Source organism: Pseudomonas arabinosi (assembly GCF_047758675.1).
GTDB lineage: Bacteria > Pseudomonadota > Gammaproteobacteria > Pseudomonadales > Pseudomonadaceae > Aquipseudomonas > Aquipseudomonas arabinosi.
This window is the reverse complement of record NZ_CP180480.1, coordinates 531,999-557,166: the sequence shown is the minus strand read 5'-3', so window position 1 is coordinate 557,166 and position 25,168 is coordinate 531,999. Positions and strand designations below refer to the sequence as shown.

General features: G+C 60.3%; 24 protein-coding genes. 7 read left to right on the top strand and 17 right to left on the bottom strand.

Translation table 11 applies throughout. The features are described 5' to 3' along the window. Window positions 1-96: 96 nt before the first annotated feature. Window positions 97-2,319: a polyphosphate kinase 1 gene (gene ppk1, locus ACMXYJ_RS02515; RefSeq protein WP_415758668.1), complete on the bottom strand. Its 2,223-nt coding sequence runs from the start codon at window positions 2,317-2,319 to the stop codon at window positions 97-99. 18 nt (window positions 2,320-2,337) lie between these two features. After that, window positions 2,338-3,351, bottom strand: a complete 1,014-nt coding sequence (hemB, locus tag ACMXYJ_RS02510) for a porphobilinogen synthase (protein ID WP_008150323.1) — start codon at window positions 3,349-3,351, stop codon at window positions 2,338-2,340. A gap of 208 nt (window positions 3,352-3,559) precedes the next feature. Here hemB and ACMXYJ_RS02505 point away from each other — a divergent pair, with 208 nt between their 5' ends. Further along, window positions 3,560-4,183, top strand: coding sequence for a DedA family protein (locus tag ACMXYJ_RS02505; RefSeq protein WP_415758667.1), 624 nt, complete (start codon window positions 3,560-3,562; stop codon window positions 4,181-4,183). Here the strand turns inward: ACMXYJ_RS02505 and ACMXYJ_RS02500 are convergent. Further along, the gene (locus tag ACMXYJ_RS02500) at window positions 4,164-5,399 is read right to left on the bottom strand and encodes a sterol desaturase family protein (protein WP_415758666.1); all 1,236 of its coding nucleotides are present in this window, start codon (window positions 5,397-5,399) and stop codon (window positions 4,164-4,166) included. The two genes, ACMXYJ_RS02505 and ACMXYJ_RS02500, sit on opposite strands and share 20 nt — an antisense overlap. A gap of 115 nt (window positions 5,400-5,514) precedes the next feature. Between ACMXYJ_RS02500 and elbB the strand changes: the two genes are divergently transcribed. Then, complete coding sequence (gene elbB, locus ACMXYJ_RS02495) at window positions 5,515-6,183, top strand: isoprenoid biosynthesis glyoxalase ElbB (protein ID WP_415758665.1); 669 nt, start codon at window positions 5,515-5,517, stop codon at window positions 6,181-6,183. Between the two features lie 117 nt (window positions 6,184-6,300). Here elbB and ACMXYJ_RS02490 read toward each other — a convergent pair whose 3' ends face one another. The 5 genes from ACMXYJ_RS02490 to ACMXYJ_RS02470 all read right to left on the bottom strand — a co-directional run bounded on the left by ACMXYJ_RS02490 (window position 6,301) and on the right by ACMXYJ_RS02470 (window position 12,288). Beyond that, a complete protein-coding gene (locus tag ACMXYJ_RS02490) occupies window positions 6,301-6,756 on the bottom strand; it encodes a YaiI/YqxD family protein (RefSeq protein WP_415758664.1) in 456 nt (151 codons plus the stop codon). Between the two features lie 106 nt (window positions 6,757-6,862). Beyond that, a complete protein-coding gene (locus ACMXYJ_RS02485; RefSeq protein ID WP_415758663.1) occupies window positions 6,863-8,761 on the bottom strand; it encodes an FTR1 family protein in 1,899 nt (632 codons plus the stop codon). Window positions 8,762-8,911: 150 nt separating this feature from the next. Beyond that, the gene (locus ACMXYJ_RS02480; protein ID WP_415758662.1) at window positions 8,912-9,544 is read right to left on the bottom strand and encodes a LysE family transporter; all 633 of its coding nucleotides are present in this window, start codon (window positions 9,542-9,544) and stop codon (window positions 8,912-8,914) included. Between the two features lie 252 nt (window positions 9,545-9,796). Next, window positions 9,797-10,378, bottom strand: coding sequence for a mechanosensitive ion channel domain-containing protein (locus ACMXYJ_RS02475; protein ID WP_415758661.1), 582 nt, complete (start codon window positions 10,376-10,378; stop codon window positions 9,797-9,799). After that, window positions 10,378-12,288, bottom strand: a complete 1,911-nt coding sequence (locus tag ACMXYJ_RS02470) for an ATP-binding cassette domain-containing protein (RefSeq protein WP_415758660.1) — start codon at window positions 12,286-12,288, stop codon at window positions 10,378-10,380. The genes ACMXYJ_RS02475 and ACMXYJ_RS02470 overlap by 1 nt, the downstream gene beginning before the upstream one ends. A gap of 50 nt (window positions 12,289-12,338) precedes the next feature. On the opposite strand from ACMXYJ_RS02470, the gene ACMXYJ_RS02465 reads away from it, so the two are divergent. Then, complete coding sequence (locus ACMXYJ_RS02465) at window positions 12,339-12,803, top strand: TIGR02444 family protein (protein ID WP_415758659.1); 465 nt, start codon at window positions 12,339-12,341, stop codon at window positions 12,801-12,803. Here the strand turns inward: ACMXYJ_RS02465 and ACMXYJ_RS02460 are convergent. Beyond that, window positions 12,800-13,912, bottom strand: coding sequence for an AlgP family protein (locus tag ACMXYJ_RS02460; protein ID WP_415758658.1), 1,113 nt, complete (start codon window positions 13,910-13,912; stop codon window positions 12,800-12,802). The two genes, ACMXYJ_RS02465 and ACMXYJ_RS02460, sit on opposite strands and share 4 nt — an antisense overlap. 192 nt (window positions 13,913-14,104) lie before the next feature. Here ACMXYJ_RS02460 and ACMXYJ_RS02455 point away from each other — a divergent pair, with 192 nt between their 5' ends. Next, a complete protein-coding gene (locus ACMXYJ_RS02455) occupies window positions 14,105-14,770 on the top strand; it encodes an FKBP-type peptidyl-prolyl cis-trans isomerase (protein ID WP_046045099.1) in 666 nt (221 codons plus the stop codon). A 62-nt stretch (window positions 14,771-14,832) separates the two neighbouring features. On the opposite strand, the gene ACMXYJ_RS02450 is transcribed toward ACMXYJ_RS02455, so the two are convergent. From ACMXYJ_RS02450 to ACMXYJ_RS02420, 7 genes are all read right to left on the bottom strand, one after another. After that, entirely contained in the window at window positions 14,833-15,291 is a 459-nt protein-coding gene (locus ACMXYJ_RS02450) for an Rsd/AlgQ family anti-sigma factor (RefSeq protein WP_046045098.1), read from the bottom strand. Window positions 15,292-15,470: 179 nt separating this feature from the next. Continuing rightward, a complete protein-coding gene (locus tag ACMXYJ_RS02445; protein WP_415758657.1) occupies window positions 15,471-15,989 on the bottom strand; it encodes a disulfide bond formation protein B in 519 nt (172 codons plus the stop codon). Window positions 15,990-16,374: 385 nt separating this feature from the next. Then, window positions 16,375-17,613 carry a heme biosynthesis protein HemY gene (locus ACMXYJ_RS02440; RefSeq protein WP_415758656.1) on the bottom strand — a complete coding sequence of 413 codons (1,239 nt, stop codon included), beginning with the start codon at window positions 17,611-17,613 and terminating at the stop codon, window positions 16,375-16,377. Continuing rightward, a complete protein-coding gene (locus ACMXYJ_RS02435) occupies window positions 17,610-18,764 on the bottom strand; it encodes a uroporphyrinogen-III C-methyltransferase (protein ID WP_415758655.1) in 1,155 nt (384 codons plus the stop codon). Before ACMXYJ_RS02435 ends, ACMXYJ_RS02440 begins: the two co-directional genes overlap by 4 nt. A 16-nt stretch (window positions 18,765-18,780) precedes the next feature. Then, complete coding sequence (locus ACMXYJ_RS02430; RefSeq protein ID WP_415758654.1) at window positions 18,781-19,548, bottom strand: uroporphyrinogen-III synthase; 768 nt, start codon at window positions 19,546-19,548, stop codon at window positions 18,781-18,783. Next, window positions 19,545-20,486, bottom strand: a complete 942-nt coding sequence (gene hemC, locus ACMXYJ_RS02425; protein ID WP_415758653.1) for a hydroxymethylbilane synthase — start codon at window positions 20,484-20,486, stop codon at window positions 19,545-19,547. Before hemC ends, ACMXYJ_RS02430 begins: the two co-directional genes overlap by 4 nt. 137 nt (window positions 20,487-20,623) lie before the next feature. Next, window positions 20,624-21,370, bottom strand: a complete 747-nt coding sequence (locus tag ACMXYJ_RS02420; protein WP_046045093.1) for a LytR/AlgR family response regulator transcription factor — start codon at window positions 21,368-21,370, stop codon at window positions 20,624-20,626. Between the two features lie 459 nt (window positions 21,371-21,829). Between ACMXYJ_RS02420 and argH the strand changes: the two genes are divergently transcribed. Then, window positions 21,830-23,224, top strand: a complete 1,395-nt coding sequence (argH, locus tag ACMXYJ_RS02415; RefSeq protein ID WP_010465079.1) for an argininosuccinate lyase — start codon at window positions 21,830-21,832, stop codon at window positions 23,222-23,224. Window positions 23,225-23,351: 127 nt separating this feature from the next. Here argH and ACMXYJ_RS02410 read toward each other — a convergent pair whose 3' ends face one another. Next, window positions 23,352-24,011, bottom strand: coding sequence for a glutathione S-transferase family protein (locus ACMXYJ_RS02410; protein ID WP_415758652.1), 660 nt, complete (start codon window positions 24,009-24,011; stop codon window positions 23,352-23,354). A 124-nt stretch (window positions 24,012-24,135) separates the two neighbouring features. Between ACMXYJ_RS02410 and ACMXYJ_RS02405 the strand changes: the two genes are divergently transcribed. Together ACMXYJ_RS02405 and ACMXYJ_RS02400 are read left to right on the top strand one after the other, a co-directional pair. Further along, window positions 24,136-24,432, top strand: a complete 297-nt coding sequence (locus tag ACMXYJ_RS02405) for a hypothetical protein (RefSeq protein WP_415758651.1) — start codon at window positions 24,136-24,138, stop codon at window positions 24,430-24,432. 379 nt (window positions 24,433-24,811) lie between these two features. Then, the gene (locus ACMXYJ_RS02400) at window positions 24,812-25,057 is read left to right on the top strand and encodes a TIGR02647 family protein (RefSeq protein WP_008150272.1); all 246 of its coding nucleotides are present in this window, start codon (window positions 24,812-24,814) and stop codon (window positions 25,055-25,057) included. Window positions 25,058-25,168: the final 111 nt, after the last annotated feature.

The following is a 25,168-nucleotide window of genomic DNA, read 5'->3' as shown; positions in this document are numbered from 1 at the left end:
CCTTCTTCGGAAGGCCTTTTTTTGTGTCCAAAATTCAGCAAACGACGCATTGCCCCCTGTGGAAGCGAGCAAGCTCGCTCCCACAGGGTTTACGCGTTAACGAACAGCCAGAATCGGGCTACCCAAACGTTCCAGCAAAGTCGCCTGGGCGCTGCGCGGGTTCTGGTTGCCGGTCGGCGTGTTGCGGATGTAACGGCCGTCCGCCTGCAGGCTCCAGCTGTGAGTGTTATCGGTGAGATAAAGCTCCAGCTCTTTCTTGACCCGCATGATCAGCTTCTTGCCCTCGACCGGGAAGCAAGTCTCGACGCGCTTGTCGAGGTTGCGTTCCATCCAGTCGGCGCTGGACAGGAACATCTGCTCTTCGCCGCCATTGAGGAAGTAGAAGACCCGGGTGTGCTCCAGGAAACGCCCGATGATCGAGCGCACGTGGATGTTGTGCGAAACCCCGGCGATGCCCGGACGCAGGCAGCACATGCCGCGCACCACCAGATCGATACGCACCCCGGACTGACTGGCCTTGTACAGCGCGCGGATGATCTTCGGATCGGTCAGCGAGTTGAACTTGGCGATGATGTGCGCCGGCTTGCCGTCGAGGGCGAACTGGGTTTCGCGGGCAATCATGTCGAGCATGCCCTTCTTCAGCGTGAACGGCGCGTGCAGCAGCTTCTTCATGCGCAGGGTTTTACCCATGCCGATCAGTTGGCTGAACAGTTTGCCAACGTCTTCGCACAAGGCGTCATCCGAGGTCAGCAAGCTGTAGTCGGTGTACAGACGGGCGTTGGCCGCGTGGTAGTTGCCGGTCCCCAAGTGGGCGTAACGGACAATCTCGCCGGCCTCGCGACGCAAAATCAGCATCATTTTGGCGTGGGTCTTGAAGCCGACCACGCCGTAAATCACCACCGCACCGGCCGCTTGCAGACGGCTGGCCAGTTGCAGGTTGGACTCTTCGTCGAACCGTGCACGCAATTCGATCACCGCAGTGACTTCCTTGCCGTTACGCGCCGCATCGACCAGCGCATCGACGATTTCCGAGTTGGCGCCGGAGCGGTACAGGGTCTGACGGACCGCCAATACATGCGGGTCCTTGGCCGCTTGGCGCAGCAGGTCGACCACCGGAGTGAAGGACTCGAACGGGTGCAGCAACAGGATGTCCTGCTTGCTGATCACGCTGAAGATGTTCTCGCTGTTCTGCAGCAGTTTCGGGATCTGCGGAGTGAACGGCGTGTATTGCAGCGCTCGCTGACTGTCCAGACCGGTGATGCTGAACAGGCGGGTCAGGTTGACCGGACCGTTGACCTGATACAGCTCGGTCTCGTGCAGGTTGAACTGTTTGAGCAAGTAGTCGGACAGGTGTTTCGGGCACGTGTCCGCGACTTCCAGGCGCACCGCGTCACCGTAGCGACGCGAGAACAACTCGCCGCGCAGGGCGCGGGCCAGGTCTTCTACATCTTCGGTGTCGACGGCGAGGTCGGCGTTTCGGGTCAGACGGAACTGGTAGCAGCCCTTGACCTTCATGCCCTGGAACAGGTCATCGGCGTGAGCGTGGATCATCGACGACAGGAACACGTAGTTGTCGCCCGAGCCGCCCACTTCTTCCGGCAACTTGATGACCCGCGGCAGCAGACGTGGCGCCGGGATGATCGCCAGACCGGAATCGCGGCCGAAGGCATCGATACCTTCGAGCTCGACGATGAAGTTCAGGCTCTTGTTCACCAGCAACGGGAACGGGTGCGTCGGGTCGAGGCCGATCGGGGTAATGATCGGCGCGATCTCGTCGCGGAAATAGCGGCGCACCCAGGTTTTGATCTTGGTGGTCCAGTGACGCCGGCGGATGAAGCGGACCTGATGTTTCTCCAGTTCCGGCAACAGAATGTCGTTGAGGATGGCGTACTGGCGGTCGACGTGACCGTGTACCAGTTCGCTGATGCGCGCCAGGGCCTGGTGCGGTTGCAGGCCATCGGCGCCCGCCTGTTCACGGGCGAAGGTGATCTGCTTCTTCAGGCCGGCCACACGAATCTCGAAGAACTCGTCCAGGTTGCTGGAGAAGATCAACAGAAACTTCAGCCGCTCCAGCAACGGGTAGGACTCATCCAGCGCCTGCTCCAGCACGCGGATGTTGAACTGCAGTTGCGAGAGCTCGCGATGGATGTACAGGCTGCTGTCATCCAGGCCGGGAATGGCAATCGCTGGCGCCGCTATTGCGGGCTCGGCCACCACCGCGGGAGCAGCAGGCTCCAGTTCCGGCGGGGTTTCGGCGATTTGCTCCACCACAGGTTGAGCATCTTTTACGGCAACTTCAGTGAGTCCTTCGGTATTCATCGAATGTTCCTGGGAGGGCTATTTTTGCTCTCGTAACAATTGAGCAGCACGGACGGCAAAGTAAGTCAGGATGCCATCAGCGCCTGCACGTTTAAAAGCGGTCAGGGATTCGAGGATAACCCCTTCGCTCAACCAGCCATTCTGGATCGCCGCCATGTGCATGGCGTATTCACCGCTGACCTGATAAACAAAGGTCGGCACTTTAAATTCTTCTTTGACCCGGTAGAGGATGTCCAGATATGGCATGCCTGGCTTGACCATGACCATGTCCGCGCCTTCTGACAAGTCCGCCGCCACTTCGTGCAAGGCTTCGTTGCTGTTCGCCGGGTCCATCTGATAGGAGGCTTTGTTGGCCTTGCCCAGGTTCAGCGCCGAACCGACCGCATCGCGGAACGGGCCGTAATAGGCGCTGGCGTACTTCGCCGAGTAGGCCATGATCCGCACGTTGACGTGATCGGCCAGTTCCAGCGCTTCGCGGATCGCCTGGATGCGACCGTCCATCATGTCCGACGGGGCCACCACCTGAGCGCCGGCTTCGGCGTGGGACAGCGCCTGCTTGACCAGTGCGTCGACGGTGATGTCGTTCTGCACGTAGCCTTCTTCGTCGAGAATGCCATCCTGACCGTGGGTGGTGAACGGGTCCAGGGCGACATCGGTGATCACGCCCAGCTCAGGGAATTGCGCACGCAACGCGCGGGTAGCGCGCTGGGCGATCCCGTTCGGGTTCCAGGCTTCGGCGGCGTCCAGAGACTTGAGCTCCGGCGGCGTTACCGGGAACAACGCCAGCGCCGGAATCCCCAGCTCGACCCACTTGGCCGCTTCTTCAAGCAACAGATCGATGGTCAGGCGCTCGACGCCTGGCATCGACGCCACCGCTTCGCGACGGTTTTCACCGTCCAGCACGAACACCGGCAGGATCAGATCGTCGACGGTCAGAACGTTTTCACGGACCAGTCGACGCGAAAAATCATCACGGCGATTGCGACGCAGGCGGGTTGCTGGAAACAAACGGTTGGCGGGGGTAAAGCTCACGGCAGACTCCTGAGCCCGCGCTGGCGGGCGAGCGTGACAGTTATAAGCGGCCATTATGACCAACGTATGACAGTTGTGTGCATCCCTGCGTCACGTAGCCGCATTCCATTGTCCTTGTAGGAAATGTTCACGTCGAGACACATTTGGACACTTTCATGAATGTTCCCGAAGGGTTAGGCTGCGCGTTCATTTCGCCAGCATCCAGACAATGCTCCAACAATTTCTTCAGGAATTCGGCTACTTCGCCCTCTTTCTCGGCACGTTTTTCGAAGGCGAAACCATTCTGGTGCTCGCGGGCTTCCTCGCGTTCCGCGGATACATGGACCTCAAAGTGGTCATGATCGTGGCGTTCCTCGGCAGTTATGCCGGTGATCAGCTGTGGTATTTCCTGGGGCGCAAGCACGGCCGCAAGTTGCTGGCGCGCAAACCGCGCTGGCAATTGATGGGCGACCGGGCGCTGGAACACATCCGCAGGCACCCGGACATCTGGGTACTGAGCTTCCGCTTTGTTTATGGCCTGCGCACGGTGATGCCGGTGGCGATCGGCCTGTCGGGCTATCCGCCGGGACGTTATCTGCTGCTCAACGGGATTGGTGCCGCGATCTGGGCCACCGCGCTGGCTGCCGCCGCCTATCACTTCGGTGCGGTCCTCGAAGGCATGCTCGGCAGCGTCAAGAAGTACGAGCTGTGGGTGCTCGGCGCCCTGCTGATCCTGGGCTTTTTCCTGTGGTTGCGCCGCCGCCTCAAGAACGCCCGTCTGGCGAAGAAGATCTACGCCGACGAGCAGGCTGAACTGGCCAAATCTGCCGAGACTAAGACGCCAGCCGAGTGAAACGGTTTCTGCAACAGTAGAGACCGATTCCACTGAGCAGGCTGTAACTCAGCAGGCCGACCCAGCCCACCGCGCTGGCCGGCCACAGCCCAACGACCGGCGCCAGCCACACCAGCGGCACATTCGACGCCAGGCGCAGCAGCTCCAGCTTCAGCGCCCACGGGCGATTCTCCAGGGCCACGCCCAACGTAAACAAACCCAGCGCCACGGCACTCCAGCCGAGTACCAGCGCGGCGGTTGGCAAACTCTGCTCCAGGTTCATCAAGTAACTGCCCAGCGCGATGTAGACGCAGAACTGCAACACCACGTAAACCTGCTGACGCCCGTCCAGCGGCACCTCGAATTTACGGAACTGACTCAAGTCTGGCTTGTTCATCGGGTATTTGGCGGCCACATCCGCCGGCCGCCAACCGGTGCGCATGAACCAGATGCGCAGCTTGTCCCATTTGCTTTGCGCACGCCGCGCGTCATCCCACAGCTGCGCGTAGAACTGCACGTTCGCCCACAACGGATTCCAGCTCGCCAGCGGCGTGGTCACGCCGAAAATCACCGGTTCGTTATCGTCCTCTTCCTGGAACGAGCCGAATAGACGGTCCCAAATAATGAACACCCCGCCGTAGTTGCGATCCATGTAGAGAGCGTTCTGTGCATGGTGAGCCCGATGATTGGACGGCGTGACGAAGAACCACTCGAACCAGCCGAGCTTGGGAATGTGTTTGGTATGCACCCAGAATTGGTACAGCAAGTTCAGCGAGGCGACGCTGATGAACACCAGCAGCGGCACACCGAGCACCGCCATCGGCAGGTAGAAGATCCAGCTCAGCAGGAAGCCGGTACTGGTCTGGCGCAGCGCCGTGGACAGGTTGTAGTCCTCGCTCTGGTGATGTACCGAGTGTGCCGCCCAGAGGATGTTGCGTTCATGGCCCATGCGATGCAGCCAGTAGTAGCAGAAGTCGTAGAGGACAAAGGCGAAAACCCAGACCCAAACGCTGTCAGCCGAGAGTTCGAACAGCGCCAGGTGCTTGAGGGCAAACGCATACGTCACCAGGCCGATGCCTTTGGTCAGCAGGCCGGTGGTGGTCGACAGCACGCCGGTACTCATGCTGTTGATCGCGTCCGCCACGCGATAATTGCTCACCCCGCGCCAACGGTCAGCCAGCAGTTCGACAGCAATCAGCACAAAGAAAAACGGCACCGCATACAGAATGAAGTCCATGACGCGCCCTGATCGGAATCTTGAGGTCAGATCCTAGGTGTAGCCGCGAATTTACCCTATGGCAACGAGTGACAAATTAGTGGACATTTAACGCCATGAATCTGGAGAAAAGCCCATGAGCAAAAAAATTGCAGTGATCCTATCCGGCTGTGGCGTGTACGACGGCGCCGAGATCCACGAAAGCGTGATCACCCTGTTGCGTCTGGACCAGCGGGGGGCTCAGGTGCAGTGTTTCGCACCGAACATCGCGCAGTTGCATGTGATCAATCACCTGACCGGCGAAGAAATGCCCGAGTCGCGCAACGTACTGGTGGAGTCGGCGCGGATCGCCCGGGGCAATATCAAGGATATCCGCGAAGCGGACGTTGAAGACTTCGATGCGCTGATCGTTCCGGGCGGTTTCGGAGCGGCCAAGAACCTGTCGAACTTCGCCGTCGAAGGCGCCGGCTGCACCGTGCAACCGGAAGTCCTGGCGCTGGCTGAAGCCTTTGCCGAGGCCAGCAAACCCGTCGGGCTGATCTGCATTTCACCGGCGCTCGCGGCGAAGATCTATGGACCGGGCGTGACCTGCACCATCGGCAACGACGCCGATACTGCCGCCGCCATGAACAAGATGGGCGCTACACACGCCGACTGCGCGGTAACCGACATCGTTGAAGACAAAGCACGCAAACTGGTCAGCACCCCGGCGTACATGCTGGCGCAATCGATCAGCGAAGCGGCGTCCGGCATCAACAAACTGGTCGACCGCGTTCTGGAACTGACCCACGAAAACGACGCCTGACACTGTTCAAATGTGGGAGCGAGCCTGCTCGCGATAGCGGTCTAACCGTCGACATCAATGTTGAATGTGCCGACCCCATCGCGAGCAGGCTCGCTCCCACAGGGATCACCGTCATGCTTAAGACTTGCGCGATAGCCGCGTGAGGATCCGGTCCAGCGCATTGGCAAACGCCTGTTTCTCGCGCTCGCCAAACGGCGCGGGCCCGCCGCTCATCTGTCCCTGTTCACGCAAATCGGTGAACAGGTTACGCACCGCCAACCGATCGCCCATGTTCTGCGCATCGAACTCTTTGCCCCGAGGATCAAGCACCGCAACGCCCTTTTTCACCAGACGGTCGGCCAGCGGCACATCGCTGCAGATCACCAGTTCGCCGGGGACCGCGTATTCCACCAGGTAGTCGTCGGCGGCATCCGGACCGCTTGGCACCACGATCAGCTTCACCAGGGCCAAACCCGGTTTGATCTGCGGCTGTCCGGCCACCAGCACCACTTCGAACTGGCGCTTGAGGGCGAACTTCACCACCAGATCCTTGGCCGCCCGGGGGCAGGCGTCGGCATCGATCCAGACACGCATTGTGTTTATTCCTCTTGAAAGCATCGCGAGCAAGCTCGCTCCCACAGGTTATACGCAATCCTGTGGGAGCGAGCTTGCTCGCGATTGTGAGCGAAGCGAATGCTGTTTAAGAAGCCGGCACCCGCCGCTTCTCAGCCAGCCGACTACGGCTATACAGCACGATGATCGCGATAATCGCCACCGCCTGCGCACTCAGCGAATACGCGTCAGCGTGGATCCCCAGCCAGTCGAAGTCAAAGAACGGCACCGGCCGGGTGCCGAAAATCCCGGCTTCCTGCAACGCCTTCACGCCATGCCCGGCAAACACCACCGACAACGCACACAACAGACCGGCGTTGATACTGAAGAACAGCGACAGCGGCAGCTTCGCCGATCCACGCAGAATCACCCAAGCCAGACCGACCAACAACACCAACGCCGTCGCACCGCCAGCGAGCACCGCGTTATGGCCCGCTGGACCTGCCTGCAGCCACAAGGTCTCGTAGAACAAAATCACTTCAAACAGTTCGCGATACACCGAGAAGAACGCCAGCGTCGCAAACCCGAAACGCCCACCGCCGCCCACCAGGCTGCTCTTGATGTAATCCTGCCAGGCCGCCGCGTGACGACGGTCGTGCATCCACACGCCGAGCCAAAGCACCATGACGGCGGCAAACAACGCCGTCGCACCTTCCAGCAATTCACGCTGCGAACCGCTGACATCGATCACGTACGCCGCCAGCGCCCAGGTCGCCAGACCCGCCAGCAGCGCCAGCCCCCAGCCGACGTTGACGCTGCGCACCGCCGATTGCTGGCCGGTATTGCGCAGGAACGCGACGATTGCCGCCAACACCAGAATCGCTTCCAGGCCTTCGCGCAACAGAATCAACAAACCGGAGATGTAACTCAGGGACCAACTCAAACCATCGCTGCCCAGCAGGCCGGCGGATTCCTTCAATTTGGTCTTGGCTGCGTCCAGACGCTGCTGGACCTGAGCCACCGGCAAACCGTCCTGTAACGACTGACGGTAAGCCATCAGCGATTTTTCAGTGTCTTTACGCACATTGGCGTCGACGTTATCCAGAGAACTTTCGACCAGCTCGAAACCCTCCAGATAAGCCGCCACCGACAAGTCATACGCCTGATCGTGATAACCGGCACGGTAGGCGGCGATGCTCTTGTCCAGGGTCGCGGCGGTGTAGTCGAGCAACTGCGCCGGACCACGCTTGACCTGCGGCGGTTGCGCCCGCTGCGCACGGAAGGTCGCCGCCGCTTGCGGCCCCTCGGCAACCTGCACTTCTGCGGGAGTCTGGCGGGCCAGGTCAGCGATGTTGTAGGTCTTTTCAGATTTTGCAGCAGCCGGATCGGCGCTGAAGCTGGCGATGTAGGTCGCCAGGTCCCAACGCTGACGATCGTCCAGCTGATCGGCGAAGGCCGGCATGTCGGTGCCTTCGACACCGAGGCCCAGGGTGCTGTAGATCGCGTAGAGGCTCAGGTGATCCAGCCGCGCCGCATCACTCAGATTGGCTGGCGGCGGCGTCAGACCGACACCCGCCGGGCCATCCCCGGCACCCGCGTCGCCGTGGCACACCGAACAATGCTGAGCGTACAGCGGCGCACCACGGGTCGGATCCGGCGTAATGATCGGCGCCTGGCTGACTTCATAGGTCACCGCCAGCTTCGCGCCGAGTTGCCATGCCTGACGGGCGACGTCAGTGCCGTCTTGTCGCGCAGTGATCGCGCTGCGTAGCGTGCTGACGCCCTGCTCCAGCCCGGCTTTTTCCGGTTTAGCCGGCATCGCGGCGATCAAGCCTTGCAGCACCTTGATAAATTCCAGCTGCTCTTGGTATTCGGACTCATTGATGACCTTGCCCGCTTGCACCGTTCCCGGGTAATCCGCACCGATGTAATCGAGCAAATGCAGCGCTTGTGGCGCGCCTTCCACGGTGTCGGCCAGCAGGTTGAAACTGCACAGGGCAAACAACGGCAACATCAGCCAGGCCAGGAAACGGGACGGGGCAGTCATGAATGAATCTCAATTGGAAATACGAAGTAACACATTGTTCACTTCCAATGACTTTCACTCAAGTTTTGTTCGCATGCACTGCTGATTCTGTGCGGGTCCGGACATGAAAAAGGCGACCTCGAGGGTCGCCTTTTTTGCACCTGAGTGCGTTTAAACCACGGTTTTACGCAATGTCGCCATGAACGCCGCCGCACCGATGAACAGCCCGGCAAACGTGCGGTTCATGCGTCTCTGCTGCTTGGGCGTGCGCAACATCCGCAGCACCTTCGATGCAAGTCCGGTGTAACCGGCCATGACGATCAAGTCGACGCAGATCATGGTCACACCGAGGATCAGGTACTGCGCCACCAGCGGTGCATGCGGATCAATGAATTGCGGCAGCACCGCGAGCATGAACACCAACGCCTTGGGGTTGCTGACGTTCACCAGGAAACCCCGGAACACCAGCGCCATCGGCTTGCCGATTTGACGGACGGCCGCGTCGTCGCTCATGTCATTGGGCAGCGCGCGCCATTGCTTGACCGCCAGGTAAACCAGATAGGCCACGCCAAACCATTTGATCGCGTAGAAAGCGGTAGCCGAAGCCGCGAGGATTGCACCGACACCGGCGGCGACAATCGCAATCTGTAGCGCCAGACCCAGTTGCAGGCCCAGGGCGTTCCAATAACCGCGCCAGAAACCGTATCGCAGACCGCTGGACATCGACGCAATGGCGCCGGCACCGGGAGACAGACTGATCACCCAGCAGGCGGCAAAAAACGCCAGCCATGTTTCAAGCACCATCGCACACCTCGACTCAGACTCGTGACAGATGTCTAAGCTAATGCGGCTTTGGGCCGATGACTACCGATTTTTTGCAGGACAGGGTGGACTGCCGACCAGCGTTTATGGCTTGAGGCCCCCTTCGCGAGCAAGCCCGCTCCCACATGGGATCTCCAGTGGACACAACATTTGTGATCCTCATCAATCTAGTGTGGGAGCGGGCTTGCTCGCGAAAGCGGTGTATCAGACGACATCAATGCAGGAATTCAGAGCCTACTTTTCAAACCCATTGGAAGGGAATACATCGCTGCCGCGCCAGCGTCGAACCGAGCGCTGGAAGAACAGGCTGTTGGGCACTTGCACCATGGCGCTGCCGGTGCCGAGCTCTTCGGCTTCGATCAGCGTGGTGTAGAGCAGATTGATCGCAACGACCCGGCCTTTGACGCCAGGCTTGTCGGTGGTGTCCACCAATTCGACCACGTCACCGATACGGAATGGGCCGACAGTGAAGATCAGGATTGCGCACAACAGATTCGAGAGCACGCTCCACATGGCGAAGAACGCCACTGCCGCTACCGCGACAAACCCGGACAATGCGGTCCAGAGCACCGTCGCCGACACCCCGAGGCGTTCCAGCACGAAGATCAGCGCGCTGCCCATAATCAGCCAGCGCAGACCTCCGCGCAGCGGCATCAGCAACTGCGGCGGCAACGGATAGCGCTCGCCCAGACGTGTCAGGCACTTGGCCACGAAGCGCTGAGCGATGTAGCCCGCCAACAAGATCAGCAGGATTTGCCCAAAGAGCCACAGAGGCTCAATCCACACGGCAGACAATGGCAGCTTGAACGCTTCCATCAAGACAGCGCCTCCAGCTCCGCCTGCATGCTTTCAAGCAATTCCAGCGCTTCCATCCAGGCTTCTTCCAGCTCGGCTTCACGGACCTTCAGCTTGGCCTGTTCGGCCAGCAGATCACGCAAATCGTTCTTGCGCGCCGGCTCGTAAATGTCGCTGTCGCCGAGGCTGGTATCGATCTTCGCCAGTTTCTCATGCAGCTTGCCCAGTTCGACTTCGAGCTTGTCGGCCTCGCGCTTGTGCGGTGCCAGTTGCTGACGCAACGCGGCCGCCGCCTGGCGCTGGGCCTTTTTGTCGGTCTTGTCCGGATTGACCGGCGTATTGCTGACCGGGGCGTTGCGCTGGCGGTAGTCCACCAGCCAACGGGTGTAGTCTTCCAGGTCGCCGTCGAATTCCTCGACTTTGCCGTCCGCCACCAGATAGAAATTGTCAGTGGTGCTTTTGAGCAAATGACGATCGTGAGAGACCACCAGTACCGCGCCACTGAATTCCTGAAGGGCCATGGTCAGCGCCAGGCGCATTTCCAGGTCCAGGTGGTTGGTCGGTTCGTCGAGCAGCAGCAGGTTCGGGCGGCCCCAGGCGATCAACGCCAGCGCCAGACGAGCCTTTTCGCCACCGGAGAAATTCAGCACCGGCTCATCGATCCGCGCACCGCGGAAGTCGAAACCACCGAGGAAGTCGCGCAGCGTCTGCTCGCGCTCGGTCGGCGCCAGGCGCTGCATGTGCAGCAACGGGCTGGCCTTGGAGTCGAGTGAGTCCAGTTGATGCTGGGCGAAGTAACCGACGACGGTGTTCTCGCCACGGGTCAGTCGGCCGGACAGCGGCTCGAGTTCACCGGCAAGGTTTTTGATCAGGGTCGATTTACCGGCACCGTTCGGGCCGAGCAATCCGATCCGCGCACCGGGGGTCAGTTGCAGCTTGACCTTCTCCAGCACGGCTCGCTCGCCGTAACCCAGTCGGGCGTCGGAGAGGTCAATCAACGGGCTGGAGATTTTCACTGATTCGCGGAAAACGAAATCGAATGGCGAATCGACGTGGGCGGCGGACAGCTCTTCCATCCGCTCCAGCGCCTTGATCCGGCTCTGGGCCTGACGGGCCTTGGTGGCCTGGGCCTTGAAGCGGGCAATGTAGCTTTCCATGTGCGCACGTTGCGCCTGCTGCTTCTCGTAGGCTTGTTGTTGCTGGGCCAGACGTTCGGCACGGGCGCGTTCGAAGGCGCTGTAGCCACCGCGATACAGGGTGATCTTGCGCTGATCGACGTGGGCCACATGATCGACCACGGCATCGAGGAAGTCCCGGTCGTGGGAAATCAGCATCAAGGTGCCGGGATAGCTTTTGAGCCATTCTTCGAGCCAGATGATGGCGTCGAGGTCCAAGTGGTTGGTCGGTTCGTCGAGCAACAACAAGTCCGAAGGGCACATCAAAGCCTGCGCCAGGTTCAGACGCATCCTCCAACCACCAGAGAAATCTCCTACCTGGCGATCCATCTGTTCATTGGTAAACCCAAGGCCGGCCAGCAGCTTTCGGGCCCGGGCATCGGCGGTGTAACCGTCGGCGCTGTCGAGTTCCGAGTGCAGGCGGGCCTGGGCGGTACCGTCATGGGCCGCTTCGGCTGCCGCGAGGTCGCGTTGCACCTCACGCAGGCGCAGGTCGCCATCGAGCACATAGTCGACCGCCACCCTATCAAGGGTGTCGATCTCCTGGCGCATGTGGGCGATGCGCCAGTCGGCCGGCAAGAAGCAATCACCCGAGTCCGGGTGCAGGTCACCCAGAAGCAAGGCGAACAGGCTCGATTTGCCGGCGCCGTTGGCACCGATGAGGCCGGCTTTGTGGCCGGCGTGCAGGGTCAGCTCAGCGTCTTCTAGCAGACGTTGAGGGCCACGCTGTAAAGTCAGGTTCTGAAGTCGAATCATAATGGCGGCGGAGTCTACCAGCTTCGCTCGCAACTGGCGCGAGTAGCACTATGTCCTCTGACCTGTGGAGCTTTTCCCTTAGTACTTACGCCTGTCCCGGCGTTGAACCCGCCTGCCTGCAATTACAGTCGGCGGGTATCAATGTGTGCTTGCTGCTCTGCGGGCTGTGGCTGGGCGAACGTGGCGTCGCCTGTAACGAACACCGATTGCAGCAACTGCGTAGCGTGGCCGAGCCGTGGGACGCAGACGTGGTGCGACCGCTGCGAGCCTTGCGGGTGAATTGGAAAGTCGTCGCCGCCGGCGATGGCGAACTGAATGCTTTGCGCGAGCAAGTGAAGGCACTCGAGCTGGAAGCCGAGCGACATCTGTTGGTACGACTGGAACGATCGGCGCTGAGTTGGCCGCAAGCTGAGGCGACCGATCTATCGGCCTGGCTGGAAGGTGTAACGGCAGGCGCCGCCCACCTGGACCGCGACGCGCTGCATCAGCTGCGCGTCGCGGTAAGCAGCACTTAGGAAGCGCTGGTTGGGGTGGTTGCTGCGATCGATGCGGCGGCCGGCGTTGGCGCTGGCGTGGCTGTCGAGGTGGCTGCTGCTAAAGCAGACGTTGCTGCCGGAGCCGGGTTGGCTGGCTTGGCAACTGGCGCGGCGGCCGGCTTGGCGGCAACCGGTTTTTTCACGGCTGGTTTTGCAGCTGGCTTGGCGGCTGGTTTTACAGCCGGTTTGGCAGCGGCAGGCTTGGCTGCTGGTTTCGCTGCGGCAGGTTTTGCAGCAGCAGTTTTGGCAGCCGGTTTAGCTGCAGCTTTTGCCGCTGGTTTTGCAGCTGGCTTGGCAGCAGTTTTAGTCGCGACTGGTTTCGCGGCAGGCTTGGCAGCAGGTTTCGCAGCGGCAGTTCTAGCCGCTGGTTTTGCGGCCGGTTTGGCAGCTGGTTTAGCCGATGCAGTTCTCGCTACCGCAGGTTTGGCAGCAGCGGTTCTTGCAGCCGGTTTAGCGGCAGCTGTTTTGGCAGCGGCTGGCTTGGCGGCAGGTTTGGCGGCGGCTGTTTTAGCAGCCGGTTTTGCAGCACTAGCAGCGACTGGTTTTTTTGCCGCAGGTTTAGCGGCAGGTTTTGCTGCGGCTTTCACCGGTGCTTTGGCAGCCGGTTTGGAAGCAGGCTTGGCCGGTGCTTTTGCAGCAGCCGGTTTGGCAGCGGCTTTCTTGGCAGGAGCCGCAGCAGGCTTGGCCGAACGCAGGGACAACGCCTTGCCGACAGCCTCTTGTACACGACCGACGCCCTGGGCCAGTTTCAGGCTTTCTTGAGCATCGCGCTTGAGTTGCAGAATGTAGCTGCGAGTTTCGGATTGACGATCCTTGAGGGCATCGAGCAAGTCCTCAAGCTCCTTCACCGCGCCCTTGGCTTTGGCTTGTGCCTTGGCCTTGCCGGCCGCCGCAGCGTCCTGCAATTTGGTACGGGACTTGTGCAGTTTTTCTTGCGCTTTGCCGCGTTGCTTTTCCAGTTTGGCGAGCAGTTTTTCAGCATCAGCCAAGGCTTGGGAACAAGCGTTTTCCAGATGCTCGAGCAAGCTGCCCGAGAGTTGTTGGAGTAAGTGCAACGGAGTATTTACTGGCTTCTTGGTGGCCGACATGGTTTACCTCCTGGCTGACGTGGGTGCGGCTCATACTAGACCTCTGCAGCTACCGCCGCTAGGGCATGTTGACAGTATCCAAAGCGCTGCGTTGCAACGGATTGAAATTCTTCTGCGCTTGCGCAAAACCAGTTCACCGTCGAGCGCATTCACACTGGCATAATCCCCCGCATCTCAGGTTGGAGAGTGCCCATGTCGCGCTACCTTTTTTTATCACTGTGCGTGTTTTTTTCCGTGGCCCACGCCGCCGAAAAAACCAAAGAAAATGACACTCATGATCTCTCTTACAGCCTAGGCGCAAGCCTCGGCGAACGCCTGCGCCAAGAGGTTCCCGATCTGCAGCTTCAGGCGCTGATCCAAGGCTTGCAACAAGCCTATCAAGGCAAACCCCTGGCGCTGAAAGATGAGCAGATCGAACAGATTCTTGCCGAGCACGAAGCCCAAGTCGCCTTGCAACCGAGCATGCCGCAAAGCGAAGTCGCCCTCGAAAAAGAGCAGGCTTTTCTCGCCGAGGAAAAAGCCAGACCGGGCGTTCGTGAGCTGGCCGATGGAATATTGCTAACTGAGTTGACGCCAGGCACGGGTGCCAAAGCCGGCCCCAACGGCAAAGTCCAGGTGCTGTACATCGGTCGCCTTCCCGACGGCACGGTGTTCGATCAGAACAGTCAGCCGCAGTGGTTCAGTCTCGACAGCGTGATCAGCGGATGGCGCAGCGCGTTGCAGCAAATGCCGGTCGGTGCGAAATGGCGCCTGGTGATTCCATCGGCCGAAGCCTATGGCGCAGAGGGTGCCGGCGACCTGATTGCGCCATTCACACCGCTGGTATTCGAAGTCGAATTGCGCGGTGCCACAGGCTGAATACCGGAAACGAAAAACGGCGCGCATAGCGCACCGTTTTTGGAGGTCTTGCGGGAAGGGGTTCAGGCCTGAACCGAATCCTCTTCCTTGTGAGCGGTGTGCAGCACTTCGATCAGGCAGTCTTCCAGCTCGAAGCGTTCGTGCAACAGGCCACCCAGCTCTTTGAATTTCTCTGCCACGCATTGACCTGCATCACACAGGTCGTTGAACGCGAGCAGCTTCTCGGTAATGACGTCGATGCGAGGGTAGATGGTCTCGGCCAACTCGAGCCCGCGAGTATCACCAAACGCCTTGGCTTCGCCGGTCAGCTGTTCGTAGATCTCGAAGTGCCCTGCAGACACGTAATCGACCAGCACACCGCAGAATTCCTGCAACGGCTTGCGGTTCTCACCCAGTGCCTCAGGCTTGGCGCCGAGAGCATCATAGGCCCGAACCAGTTCGTGACGCTCCTGCAACCAGCGATCGATCAGCAGATGCACTCCACCCCAACGTTCCTGAGCATTCTGACAACTTTCGAGCATGGTGATCTCTCTTCCCTTGTGGGTCATGCTGCCCTACACCCGTCGCCACACTTGAAGGTCAAGTATCGGCCAGGCAGAGCGTCATTCGAGCAACATAATTCCAATGACACGTGCGGGCCAGATTATGCCCGCGCGACAATGGCTTCAAGGTACGCAGGAGATAAAGTTCATACAAGTGTTTAATCACCCGCCAGCGCCCGGTGCGACGAACCGCCGCTGAGCGGTCGCAGACAGGCTTTCCAGACAACGCGCAGCAGCTGATAAATTCCCAGAATTGTCATTGCCATGAAGAACAGCAGACTCCATTCAGGAATACTCAGGTCGAACAGTGTCCAGGAAATCTCCGCGCATTCAGCCTCCCCTTTAAACATCTGCGTGGCCTGACACAACCAAGGCATATCCTTGTACTGAACTGCCAGATTGGGCGAGCACGTCAACAGCTGATGCATGGGATCGCTCTGCAGCAATACCTGCCGCCACGCCGTGACCGTACCCGCCAAACTGCAAAACAGCCCGAGCATCCAATACAGGAAAGACCCGAAGCGGCCCGGCCCATGCACCGAAGCCGCCAGGCAGACACCTGTGAGCAACGCGAGGCAAAAGCGCTGCAACAGGCACAACCCGCAAGGCTTGAGGCCGACCGCATATTCCAGGTAATAGGACACGCCCAGGGCCAGGGCACCTGCAATGAAAGCCATGAAAAACTAGGAGCGTGAGCAGGCCAAAGACATGGCATTTCCGTAACAGTAGAGACAGGCGGTTACGGTAGAGGAAAGCGCGCCAGCCTTTCAAGGCGGGCCAGCGGGGACACTTCAACAGAAGTGTAGGGAAATCCCGACAGGAACGAGAGGATTAGGTGTAGTCCTCTGTAGGACTCTGCCGTTAACGGATTACAACGCTGAAACAGTGGCGGATTCAAAGCGATTCCCGCCCCTTGTAATTGGATGGACTCGCCCAAGCCGAGGCGTCAATGCGCCACCGTGGCAGTCTAAACAGACACCACAGTTTGGTCAGGCGAGTCGCATAAACTTGGACGACTGCTGCGCAGCCGAACGCAGGCTGCGCCAGCTACAGGGGCAGGAATCAAGCGTGGACAGGAACCGGCAACGGTGCCGCCAACAAGCGCTCGTCCAACAAGCCCAAGCCCTCCTGGAACAACTGATTGCTGCGTTCTGTGTCACCCAGCTGCGCCAGCAGCCGCGCCAGTTCCGCGCAGGCTTCCGGGTTGCGCTGCACTCGCAGGCTGCTTTCCAGATAGTCCCGGGCCTTGCCCCAAAGGCTGCTTTGCAGACACAAGCGCCCCAGGGTCAGCAACAGGCTTGGGTCAGCCGGATGGTCCTTGAGCCAGCCCTCGGCGGTGTGGAGTTGACGTGCCGGATCGCTGCCGCGAACGAGTCCGTAGAGGCGCGCCAGATGACTGTCGTAGTTGCGCTTGAGCGCCGTTCGCAGGATCTCTTCGGCCTCGACCTGAGCACCCAGTTGCCGAAGTTGCTCGGCATAAGCGAGCACCAGTTGCGGCTCCTGACGCTGAGCTGAGGTCAACTGCTGCCAGGCGCGATTGAGCGATTGCAAGCCGACCGTCCCGTCTTCTTCCTGATGCGCCGCCAGGGACAGGTTCTCACCCCAGGCCCGGCGTTCCAGTTCGGCCAGTTCGGCCGACGGCAGGACTTTGTCCTTGCGCAGCTCCGGCAGCAGACGAATCACGGCTGACCAGTCGCCCCGCTGTTGGTGCAAGCGCTGCAACTGGCGCAAGGTCTGGACGTTATGAGGATGACGCTCGTGCATGGCTTGCAGGGTCACCAGGGCGCCTTCGGTATCGCCGCGGTCAGTCTGTAATTGCGCGTGGCTCAGGGCAATTGCCAACTCTGCCTGGGGCTGTCGCTCCAGAGCGCGCTCCAGCAGGTTGTCGCTCTCCTCGTATTGACCTTGTTCGTTCGCGGCCCGGGCAGCGCCGAGGTAGTAAAGCAAAGGCTGGCGCTCGGCTTCCGCTGCCCGATGCAGATGACGCTGCGCACTGGCCCAGCGACCTTCGGCCAGATCCAGCTGACCGTGTTCAATCGCCACCTGCACCCGGCGACTGCGATTGCGCCGCGACCAGGGATTGACCACGCCGCTGGAGGTCGTCACCAATTCGATCAACGCCTTGATGCCCCAGAACACCAGCCACAGTACGGCGACCAACGCCAGGGTTGCCCACAGGCTCGACTCATAGCGAAAGCTTTTGTAGGCGATCAGCACGTAACCGGAATGCTCGGCAATCGCCAGCCCGAGCGCGGCAGCAGCGGCGATCACCAGGAACACGATCACATAGAGGCGTTTCATGGCGTCGCCTCCTGAGCGGTGTCCGCGGCAGGTTTGGCCATCGGTTTGATCGAGTCCTCGGCGTTGACATTACGCCGCTCCAGATACCCCTGAACCGCACTCAGCGTGCCAGTCAGGTCTGGCGTGACAACGGTGACCGGTTGCTTGCTCAACTCGCCAACCTGCTCAAGCATCACTTTGCTCTGAGGGTTGTCCGGGTTGAAGTTGCCCTTGAGCACGTCCCGCGCTTCGGCCAGCGCCTGGGTATAAACCGCGGCCTGGCCATTGAGCGCGGCCCATTGAGCCTGCTCCAGCGCCAGGCTCAGGGCCAGGCGCACCTGGCTCAGGCTCTGCCCGGCCAGCAACGGACGCACATTCTTGTCGGCGTTAAAGTCGATGCGGATGTAGCGCGAGACCTGATCCCACCATTGCGCCCAGCGACTGGCGCCGTCGCCATCGGCGGTGAGACCCAATAGGGATTCGCCACGGTCCTTGTACTCGGGTGCCAGCTCGGTGAGGCTGATCACCTGATCGCGCAGCGCCCCAAGTCGCAGGAACAGACCGGTGCGATCCGGCTGTTGGGTGCTACGCAATGCCACCAACGTTTTGGCCACTTGCTCGCGAGCGGCAAAAGAGCCCGGGTCGTTCTGTTCGCGCAGAATTTCATCGGCGCCCTGCACCAAAGCCTGCGCACTGCTGATGTCCTGCAACGCGGAAAGACGCAGGCTGGCCAGGCGCAGCAGGTGCTCGGCCTCCGCCAGACGCCAATCCTTGCGACTGGCGCCGAGAACGGTTTCCAGGCGTTGATTCAAGCGTTGCTGATCGCCTTGAAGCTGAGTGACCAAACGACTGCGCGCGTCGAGCTCGGCGGCGGCAGGCATTTGTTCCAGGCGGGCAGTCAGGCGTTGTTCATTGAGCTTCAGGTCCTGCGCCTGATCGTTCAATGCCTGGACCTGACTCAACTGCTGTTGAGTATTGGCTTGCAGGTGACGCACCTGCCAGACTCCCCAACCGCCCACCGCAACACCGGCGGCGCCCAGCAATAGCGCGACGATTGCCAGCCCATTGCCTCGGCGCTGCGCTGCAGCAGGTGGCCCGGTTTCAACCGGTGCTTCAACCGGTGCATCGAGCACTGGCTTGACGTCATCTTTAGGCAAGGCTGTTTCGCTCACGTATCCATCCTTTGCATTAGAGAACGGGTCCGGGATGCTCCCGTAACGCCGTCAGCAAAGCCGCGGCACTGGCGCCACGACAATCCACAACTGTTTGGGCCCCGGCGGCACGTGCCAGCTCGGCGACCCTGGGGCTTGGAACAAACAACGGCAACCGCGCCAATTGCGGCCAGGCATCGCCGGCCAATTGATGCAGGTGCTCAAAACCCTGTCCACTGCTGACCACCAGCCCGTTCAAGCGTTCCGCTTCGATCCGGTCAGGCAGCGCTGCCGGTGGGTACTGCGGCAGGTCGCGGCGGTACAACTCCAGATACTCGACACTAGCACCAAGCTCGCGCAAACGCTCAGCCAGCAACTCGCGCCCGCCCTCCCCGCGCATGATCAGCACACGTGGGCCGGGCCGCGCGATTGCCTCGCGCAACTGAGGAAGTTCAAGCAAGGCTTCGCTGTCATCGCCATCCACCGGAAAGCTGATGTCCAACCCGCGATCCTCGAGGATCTGCGCGGTGGCTGCGCCCACGCTGAACCACTTCAAACAAGGGGGTTGCGGCCGATACCGGTCGAGCAGTTCCACAGCAATTCTGGCGGCCGGCTTGCTGACCACGATCACCGCACAATAGCGATCCAGACCCTGAATCACCTCGCGCATTGTGTCAGAGGCAGGAATAGGCTCGATCTCCAAAAGCGGCAAACTGCTGCTGAAAATCCCCTTTTCGGCCAAAAGACTGCTCAGCGTCGCCGACTCATCCGCGGGACGCGTCAGCAGCAGTCGCCAGCCCGTCACTCGTGACCTGCCTCGCCGTAGACTGCTTTCAGGATGTCGTTGGCGCCTTGACTCAGCAGGTCTTCAGCCACTTGCACGCCCAGGGCTTCGGCGTCGCTGCGTGGCGCACGAGCCTCGGCGCTGAGCAGCAGGCCGCCGTTCGGGTCACCGACAAGACCACGCAACCAGATCTGCTCGCCTTCAAGCACGGCATAGCAGGCGATCGGCACTTGGCAGCCGCCATTCAGATGTTTGTTGAGAGCACGTTCGGCGGTCACGCGAGTGGCGGTGTCCCGATGGTGCAGCGGTGCCAACAGCGCGTGAATTTCGCTGTCGACGCTGCGGCATTCGATACCCACCGCGCCTTGGCCACCGGCCGGCAGACTGTCGTCGACGCTGATGGCCGAGGTAATCCGATCTTCAAAGCCGAGACGAATCAGGCCGGCGGCAGCGAGGATAATGGCGTCGTATTCGCCGGCATCGAGCTTGGCCAGGCGCGTGTTGACGTTGCCGCGCAGGAAGCGAATTTCCAGGTCCGGACGACGGGTCAGCAACTGAGCCTGGCGGCGCAGGCTGGAGGTGCCGACGATGCTGCCTTGCGGCAATTCATCCAGGCTGGCGTAGGTATTGGAAACGAAGGCATCACGCGGGTCTTCTCGCTCGCAGATGCAAAACAGACCGAGGCCTTCAGGAAAGTCCATCGGCACGTCTTTCATCGAGTGCACGGCGATGTCGGCTTCGTTTTCCAGCAGCGCGGTTTCCAGTTCTTTGACGAACAGGCCCTTGCCGCCGATTTTCGACAGTGGCGAGTCGAGCAACTTGTCACCGCGACTGACCATGGGCACCAACGTCACGAGCAGACCCGGATGGGCCTCTTCCAGACGGGCTTTGACGTATTCGGCCTGCCACAGGGCGAGTGCACTTTTACGGGTGGCGATGCGGATTTCGCGAGAGGACATGGATCAATCCGTACTGAATAGATACGGCGGATAATAACAGCTCAACCAAATCCACTTTGACTTGTATCAGAAAACGCGTGGCCTCCCTGGCCTCAGACGTCCAGCAATCGGGATGAAATCCGCCGGTAAATGGCGGATTAAAGCTGTTGCATCATCTTGCGCACGCCGGCCACATGCCGTCGGCTGACGATCAGGGCGTCGCCGTTCAAGCCTTTGAGGAACAGCTGAAAATGCCCAAGAGGCGTGCGTTGCAGGCGTTCGATGCGCTCGCGAGCGACCAGCGCGTTGCGGTGGATTCGCACGAAGCGGTCGCCGAATTCATCTTCAAGGGCCTTGAGCGGCTCATCCAGCAGCACTTCGCCGCCTTCGTGGCGCAAGGTCACGTATTTGTGATCCGCAATGAAGTAGACCACCTGACCCAACGGGATCAGTTCGATACCTTTACGGGTACGGGCGCTGATGTGGCTGCGCGGGCCGCTGCCACTTTCGGCGGCGGGGCGGGTCAGGGCCGCGAGCTGGACACGATTGGGTCGCTCGGCTTTTTTCAACGCTTCATGCAATTGTTCTGTACGCACAGGTTTCACCAGATAGCCTACGGCGCTGGCCTGTAAGGCTTCCACGGCAAATTCATCGGGCCCTGTGCAAAACACCACGGCGGGCGGGGTTTCGCGTTCGCACAATCGTGCAGCCACTTGCAGGCCATCGAGGCCCGGCATGCCGATATCGAGCAGCACGATATCGGGTTTGTGGCTGTCGATCAGAGCCAACGCCTCATCGCCGTTCGTGGCGCTAGGCTCCAGGACACTGTATCCCTCGAGTTCGCCAACCATTCGGCTCAGGCGCTCGCGGGCAAGGGGTTCGTCATCAACGATCAGGACATTCATATTGCGCTGGATTCCTGCGTGAGTCTCGCACAAGGATAGCGTAGACAGGTGAAGTGACGTCCGTCACCGCGATCCACGCTAAGACTAGCGCGAGGGCCAAAAAGTGCCGCCCGACCGACGGTTAAATTTTCATCTGTCGCGCGTTTGGAGGCCCTGGCCCGCGTTGGCGAGGCATCGCCGTAGGGTTTGTTGATACACAATATGAACACCCCCTCTTCTTATAGTCAGCTGCAGCGTCTGGAAGTGCGCTGATCCTACTGTCCAACTGTAGACGGTTGCCGGCACGATATTGCTCAATTGAAAAATATCGTTGCGTAAATCCCCTCGGCGTTGACTCGAGTATGGACCGGCGCATGAGAAAAAAACGTCTCGACCAGTGTCAGCGACAGGATTGGCAACCCTGTTATTATCCGCGACAGCTTTCTACGCCATCTTTCTTCAGCCGACACGAGCGAATTCATGAGCACTGACAAGACCAATCAGTCCTGGGGCGGCCGCTTCAGTGAACCCGTCGACGCCTTCGTCGCCCGCTTCACCGCCTCCGTCACTTTCGACCAGCGCCTATATCGCCACGACATCATGGGCTCGATCGCTCACGCCACGATGCTGGCCAAGGTCGGCGTGCTGACCGATGCCGAGCGCGACAGCATCACCGATGGCCTGAAGACCATCCAGGGTGAAATCGAGGCCGGCCAGTTCGACTGGCGCATCGACCTCGAAGACGTGCACATGAACATCGAGGCGCGTCTGACCGACCGCATCGGCGTCACCGGTAAAAAGCTGCACACCGGCCGCAGCCGCAACGACCAGGTCGCCACCGACATCCGCCTATGGCTGCGTGACGAGATCGACCTGATCCTGAGCGAAATCACCCGCCTGCAAAAAGGCTTGCTGGAGCAGGCCGAGCGCGAAGCCGGCAGCATCATGCCGGGCTTCACTCACCTGCAAACCGCGCAGCCGGTGACCTTCGGGCACCACATGCTGGCCTGGTTCGAGATGCTCAGCCGCGACTACGAGCGCCTGGTCGACTGCCGCAAGCGTACCAACCGCATGCCGCTGGGCAGCGCCGCACTGGCCGGCACCACCTACCCGATCGACCGCGAATTCACCGCTCAACTGCTGGGCTTCGACGCCGTGGGCGGCAACTCGCTGGACAACGTGTCCGATCGTGACTTCGCCATCGAGTTCTGCTCGGCCGCGAGCATCGCGATGATGCACTTGTCGCGCTTCTCCGAAGAGCTGGTGCTATGGACCAGCGCGCAGTTCCAGTTCATCGATCTGCCAGACCGTTTCTGCACCGGCAGCTCGATCATGCCGCAAAAGAAAAACCCGGACGTTCCGGAGCTGGTGCGTGGCAAGACCGGTCGCGTATTCGGCGCGCTGATGGGCCTGCTGACCCTGATGAAAGGCCAGCCACTGGCCTACAACAAGGACAACCAGGAAGATAAAGAGCCACTGTTCGATGCCGCCGACACATTGCGCGATTCGCTGCGGGCCTTTGCCGACATGATCCCGGCGATCAAACCCAAGCACGCGATGATGCGTGAAGCAGCCCTGCGCGGTTTCTCCACCGCCACCGACCTGGCCGACTACCTGGTTCGCCGCGGTCTGCCGTTCCGTGACTGCCACGAAATCGTTGGCCATGCCGTGAAGTACGGCGTGGAAAGCGGTAAAGACCTGGCGGAAATGAGCCTGGAAGAGCTGCGCAAGTTCAGCGACCAGATCGATCAGGACGTGTTTGCCGTGTTGACCCTGGAAGGCTCGGTGAATGCCCGTGACCACATCGGCGGGACTGCGCCGGCACAGGTCAAGAAGGCTGTGGCTCGCGGCCAGGCATTGCTCGCCAGCCGCTAAACCGTCAAAAGCTTCGCGAGCAAGTCGAATCGTCGCACCGCCGCTCCCACATTTGGAATCCCTGTGGGAGCGGCGGTGCGACGATTCGACTTGCTCGCGAAAGCGGTCTTGAAAACGCTACAAAAACCTACTTCTTGCTGGCAACCATCGCCAAAAACGCTGGCATCGCCGCCTCCTTGTCCTTTGCAATCCGCTGTACATTCGGATTTTGCCCCAGACGCTCCAGCAGCGCCTTGGCCGCCGGCATCTCAGCCAGCAAATCCAGGTCAAACAGCTTCTGCGCCACCGCGCAGGCCAATGGCACGCTGTAGAGGAAATACAAATCCGCAATGCTCAGGCTGTCGCCTGCCACAAAAGGGGCGAACTTGCCGTGCCTGCCCAGTGAGGCAAACCCCAGCAGCAACTCGGCTTTGGTCTTGTCCTTGATCGCATCCGGCACAGTCATGCCGAAAAATGCTTCGGCGTAGCAGGCTCGCCCCGGCAATTCGATGTACAGCTCGATTTCCTTGGCCAGTGCCAGGACCTGCGACCGCTCAAAGGGATCACTCGGCAGCAGTGGCGTGCCTTTCTGGCTTTGTTCGAGGTATTCGAGAATCACGCTGGTTTCGTTGACGAAACCCTGTTCGACGCCCAGCACCGGCACCTTCCCGCGCGGGCTGATGGCTAATGCCTCAGGGCTCGGCCCCGGGTAAAACGTTACCTCTTCAAACGGCAGTCCCTTCTCGAGCAGCGCCAGCTTGACCATGTTGTAGTAGTTGCTGACGGAGAATCCATAAAGCTTGAGCATCACATAGCCTCCAGGCCGTGCGGGGTTGGCAGGTGCCTTTTATAGAACGCCGCGACGTTTCTTGCCAGCAGCATCACAGCGCTGAATGCAGGTAAACTGGCCGCCTTAACTTGAGGAGCCTGCCATGAGCGAGCCAACCCCCGGCATCAACGACGACGACATCGACGAAGAAGAGTTCGCCGAAAACACCCTGGTTGAAGCCATCGAAAACCAGATCGAAAGCGACAACCCGCCAGCCGCCAAGGCGACCTTCAACAAGCTGACATTGGTGGGTTACGAGCGTGAGGAAATCCTCAATCTGATGGCTCACGTTCTGGCGGTGGAAATCGACGCGATCCTCGAAGAAGACCGCGCGTTCAACACCGAATGGTATGAAGCTGCGTTGCGTGCATTGCCAGAGTTGCCGCCGGAAAAGAAGTAACCCCGACACCTGCGGCGAGTGCTTCTGTGGCGAGGGGATTTATCCCCGCTCGGCTGCGCAGCAGTCGTAAAACCTGTGAGCGCGGCTTACTAGAAACACCGCGATTACAGGTTTTAGGGTCGCTTCGCGACCCAACGGGGATAAATCCCCTCGCCACAGTAAGCTCCACAGTGCCATTCGCTCATTCCACACAAATTGTCACCCATCAATCCCGCCTTCCCCCAGCCCCTGACTACACTGAATCCACCCCGCTTCCGCACCACCCACCGGGGAATGCTTCCCAAGGCGAAAAAACCCTGTCGCGAGCACTGGACATGCCGCCCGAGTCGGATCACCTTAGGGGCGCTGTCGTCCAATTCCTAGAAAGTCTGGAGTCCTTATGTCGCTTACCCCTGAGTTGGTTGCCGAACTGGAAATCCTCGCACTCTTCAACCTGGACAGTTCCCAGGAAGGTTTGAAAATTCATCAGACCGCTGCCCCGAAAGCCATTGCCGCCGCCCAAAGACTGTTCGACAAAGAACTGATCACCCAGCCAGATGGTGGTTACCTGACCAGCCTGGGCCGTGACGCCGCGCAAAATGTGCAAACCGTTCTGACCATTCTCAACGTCCGGGAAACTGCCTGAGCATTACCGTAGCGCCCACGGAAACCCCTGCTATGGGATTTCCGCGGGCACATTTCGTTACCTGCCCCGCTGCCTGCCGCCGCCCCGCGATAAAAATCTGACGTCAGAAAA

What these genes read in the sequence shown, in the direction of transcription:
- ppk1 (WP_415758668.1), bottom strand. Translation starts at nt 2,319, where the DNA reads ATGAATACCGAAGGACTCACTGAAGTTGCCGTAAAAGATGCTCAACCT.
- ACMXYJ_RS02505 (WP_415758667.1), top strand. Translation starts at nt 3,560, where the DNA reads ATGCTCCAACAATTTCTTCAGGAATTCGGCTACTTCGCCCTCTTTCTC.
- ACMXYJ_RS02500 (WP_415758666.1), bottom strand. Translation starts at nt 5,399, where the DNA reads ATGGACTTCATTCTGTATGCGGTGCCGTTTTTCTTTGTGCTGATTGCT.
- elbB (WP_415758665.1), top strand. Translation starts at nt 5,515, where the DNA reads ATGAGCAAAAAAATTGCAGTGATCCTATCCGGCTGTGGCGTGTACGAC.
- ACMXYJ_RS02490 (WP_415758664.1), bottom strand. Translation starts at nt 6,756, where the DNA reads ATGCGTGTCTGGATCGATGCCGACGCCTGCCCCCGGGCGGCCAAGGAT.
- ACMXYJ_RS02485 (WP_415758663.1), bottom strand. Translation starts at nt 8,761, where the DNA reads ATGACTGCCCCGTCCCGTTTCCTGGCCTGGCTGATGTTGCCGTTGTTT.
- ACMXYJ_RS02480 (WP_415758662.1), bottom strand. Translation starts at nt 9,544, where the DNA reads ATGGTGCTTGAAACATGGCTGGCGTTTTTTGCCGCCTGCTGGGTGATC.
- ACMXYJ_RS02475 (WP_415758661.1), bottom strand. Translation starts at nt 10,378, where the DNA reads ATGGAAGCGTTCAAGCTGCCATTGTCTGCCGTGTGGATTGAGCCTCTG.
- ACMXYJ_RS02470 (WP_415758660.1), bottom strand. Translation starts at nt 12,288, where the DNA reads ATGATTCGACTTCAGAACCTGACTTTACAGCGTGGCCCTCAACGTCTG.
- ACMXYJ_RS02465 (WP_415758659.1), top strand. Translation starts at nt 12,339, where the DNA reads ATGTCCTCTGACCTGTGGAGCTTTTCCCTTAGTACTTACGCCTGTCCC.
- ACMXYJ_RS02460 (WP_415758658.1), bottom strand. Translation starts at nt 13,912, where the DNA reads ATGTCGGCCACCAAGAAGCCAGTAAATACTCCGTTGCACTTACTCCAA.
- ACMXYJ_RS02455 (WP_046045099.1), top strand. Translation starts at nt 14,105, where the DNA reads ATGTCGCGCTACCTTTTTTTATCACTGTGCGTGTTTTTTTCCGTGGCC.
- ACMXYJ_RS02450 (WP_046045098.1), bottom strand. Translation starts at nt 15,291, where the DNA reads ATGCTCGAAAGTTGTCAGAATGCTCAGGAACGTTGGGGTGGAGTGCAT.
- ACMXYJ_RS02445 (WP_415758657.1), bottom strand. Translation starts at nt 15,989, where the DNA reads ATGGCTTTCATTGCAGGTGCCCTGGCCCTGGGCGTGTCCTATTACCTG.
- ACMXYJ_RS02440 (WP_415758656.1), bottom strand. Translation starts at nt 17,613, where the DNA reads ATGAAACGCCTCTATGTGATCGTGTTCCTGGTGATCGCCGCTGCTGCC.
- hemC (WP_415758653.1), bottom strand. Translation starts at nt 20,486, where the DNA reads ATGTCCTCTCGCGAAATCCGCATCGCCACCCGTAAAAGTGCACTCGCC.
- ACMXYJ_RS02420 (WP_046045093.1), bottom strand. Translation starts at nt 21,370, where the DNA reads ATGAATGTCCTGATCGTTGATGACGAACCCCTTGCCCGCGAGCGCCTG.
- argH (WP_010465079.1), top strand. Translation starts at nt 21,830, where the DNA reads ATGAGCACTGACAAGACCAATCAGTCCTGGGGCGGCCGCTTCAGTGAA.
- ACMXYJ_RS02410 (WP_415758652.1), bottom strand. Translation starts at nt 24,011, where the DNA reads ATGCTCAAGCTTTATGGATTCTCCGTCAGCAACTACTACAACATGGTC.
- ACMXYJ_RS02405 (WP_415758651.1), top strand. Translation starts at nt 24,136, where the DNA reads ATGAGCGAGCCAACCCCCGGCATCAACGACGACGACATCGACGAAGAA.
- ACMXYJ_RS02400 (WP_008150272.1), top strand. Translation starts at nt 24,812, where the DNA reads ATGTCGCTTACCCCTGAGTTGGTTGCCGAACTGGAAATCCTCGCACTC.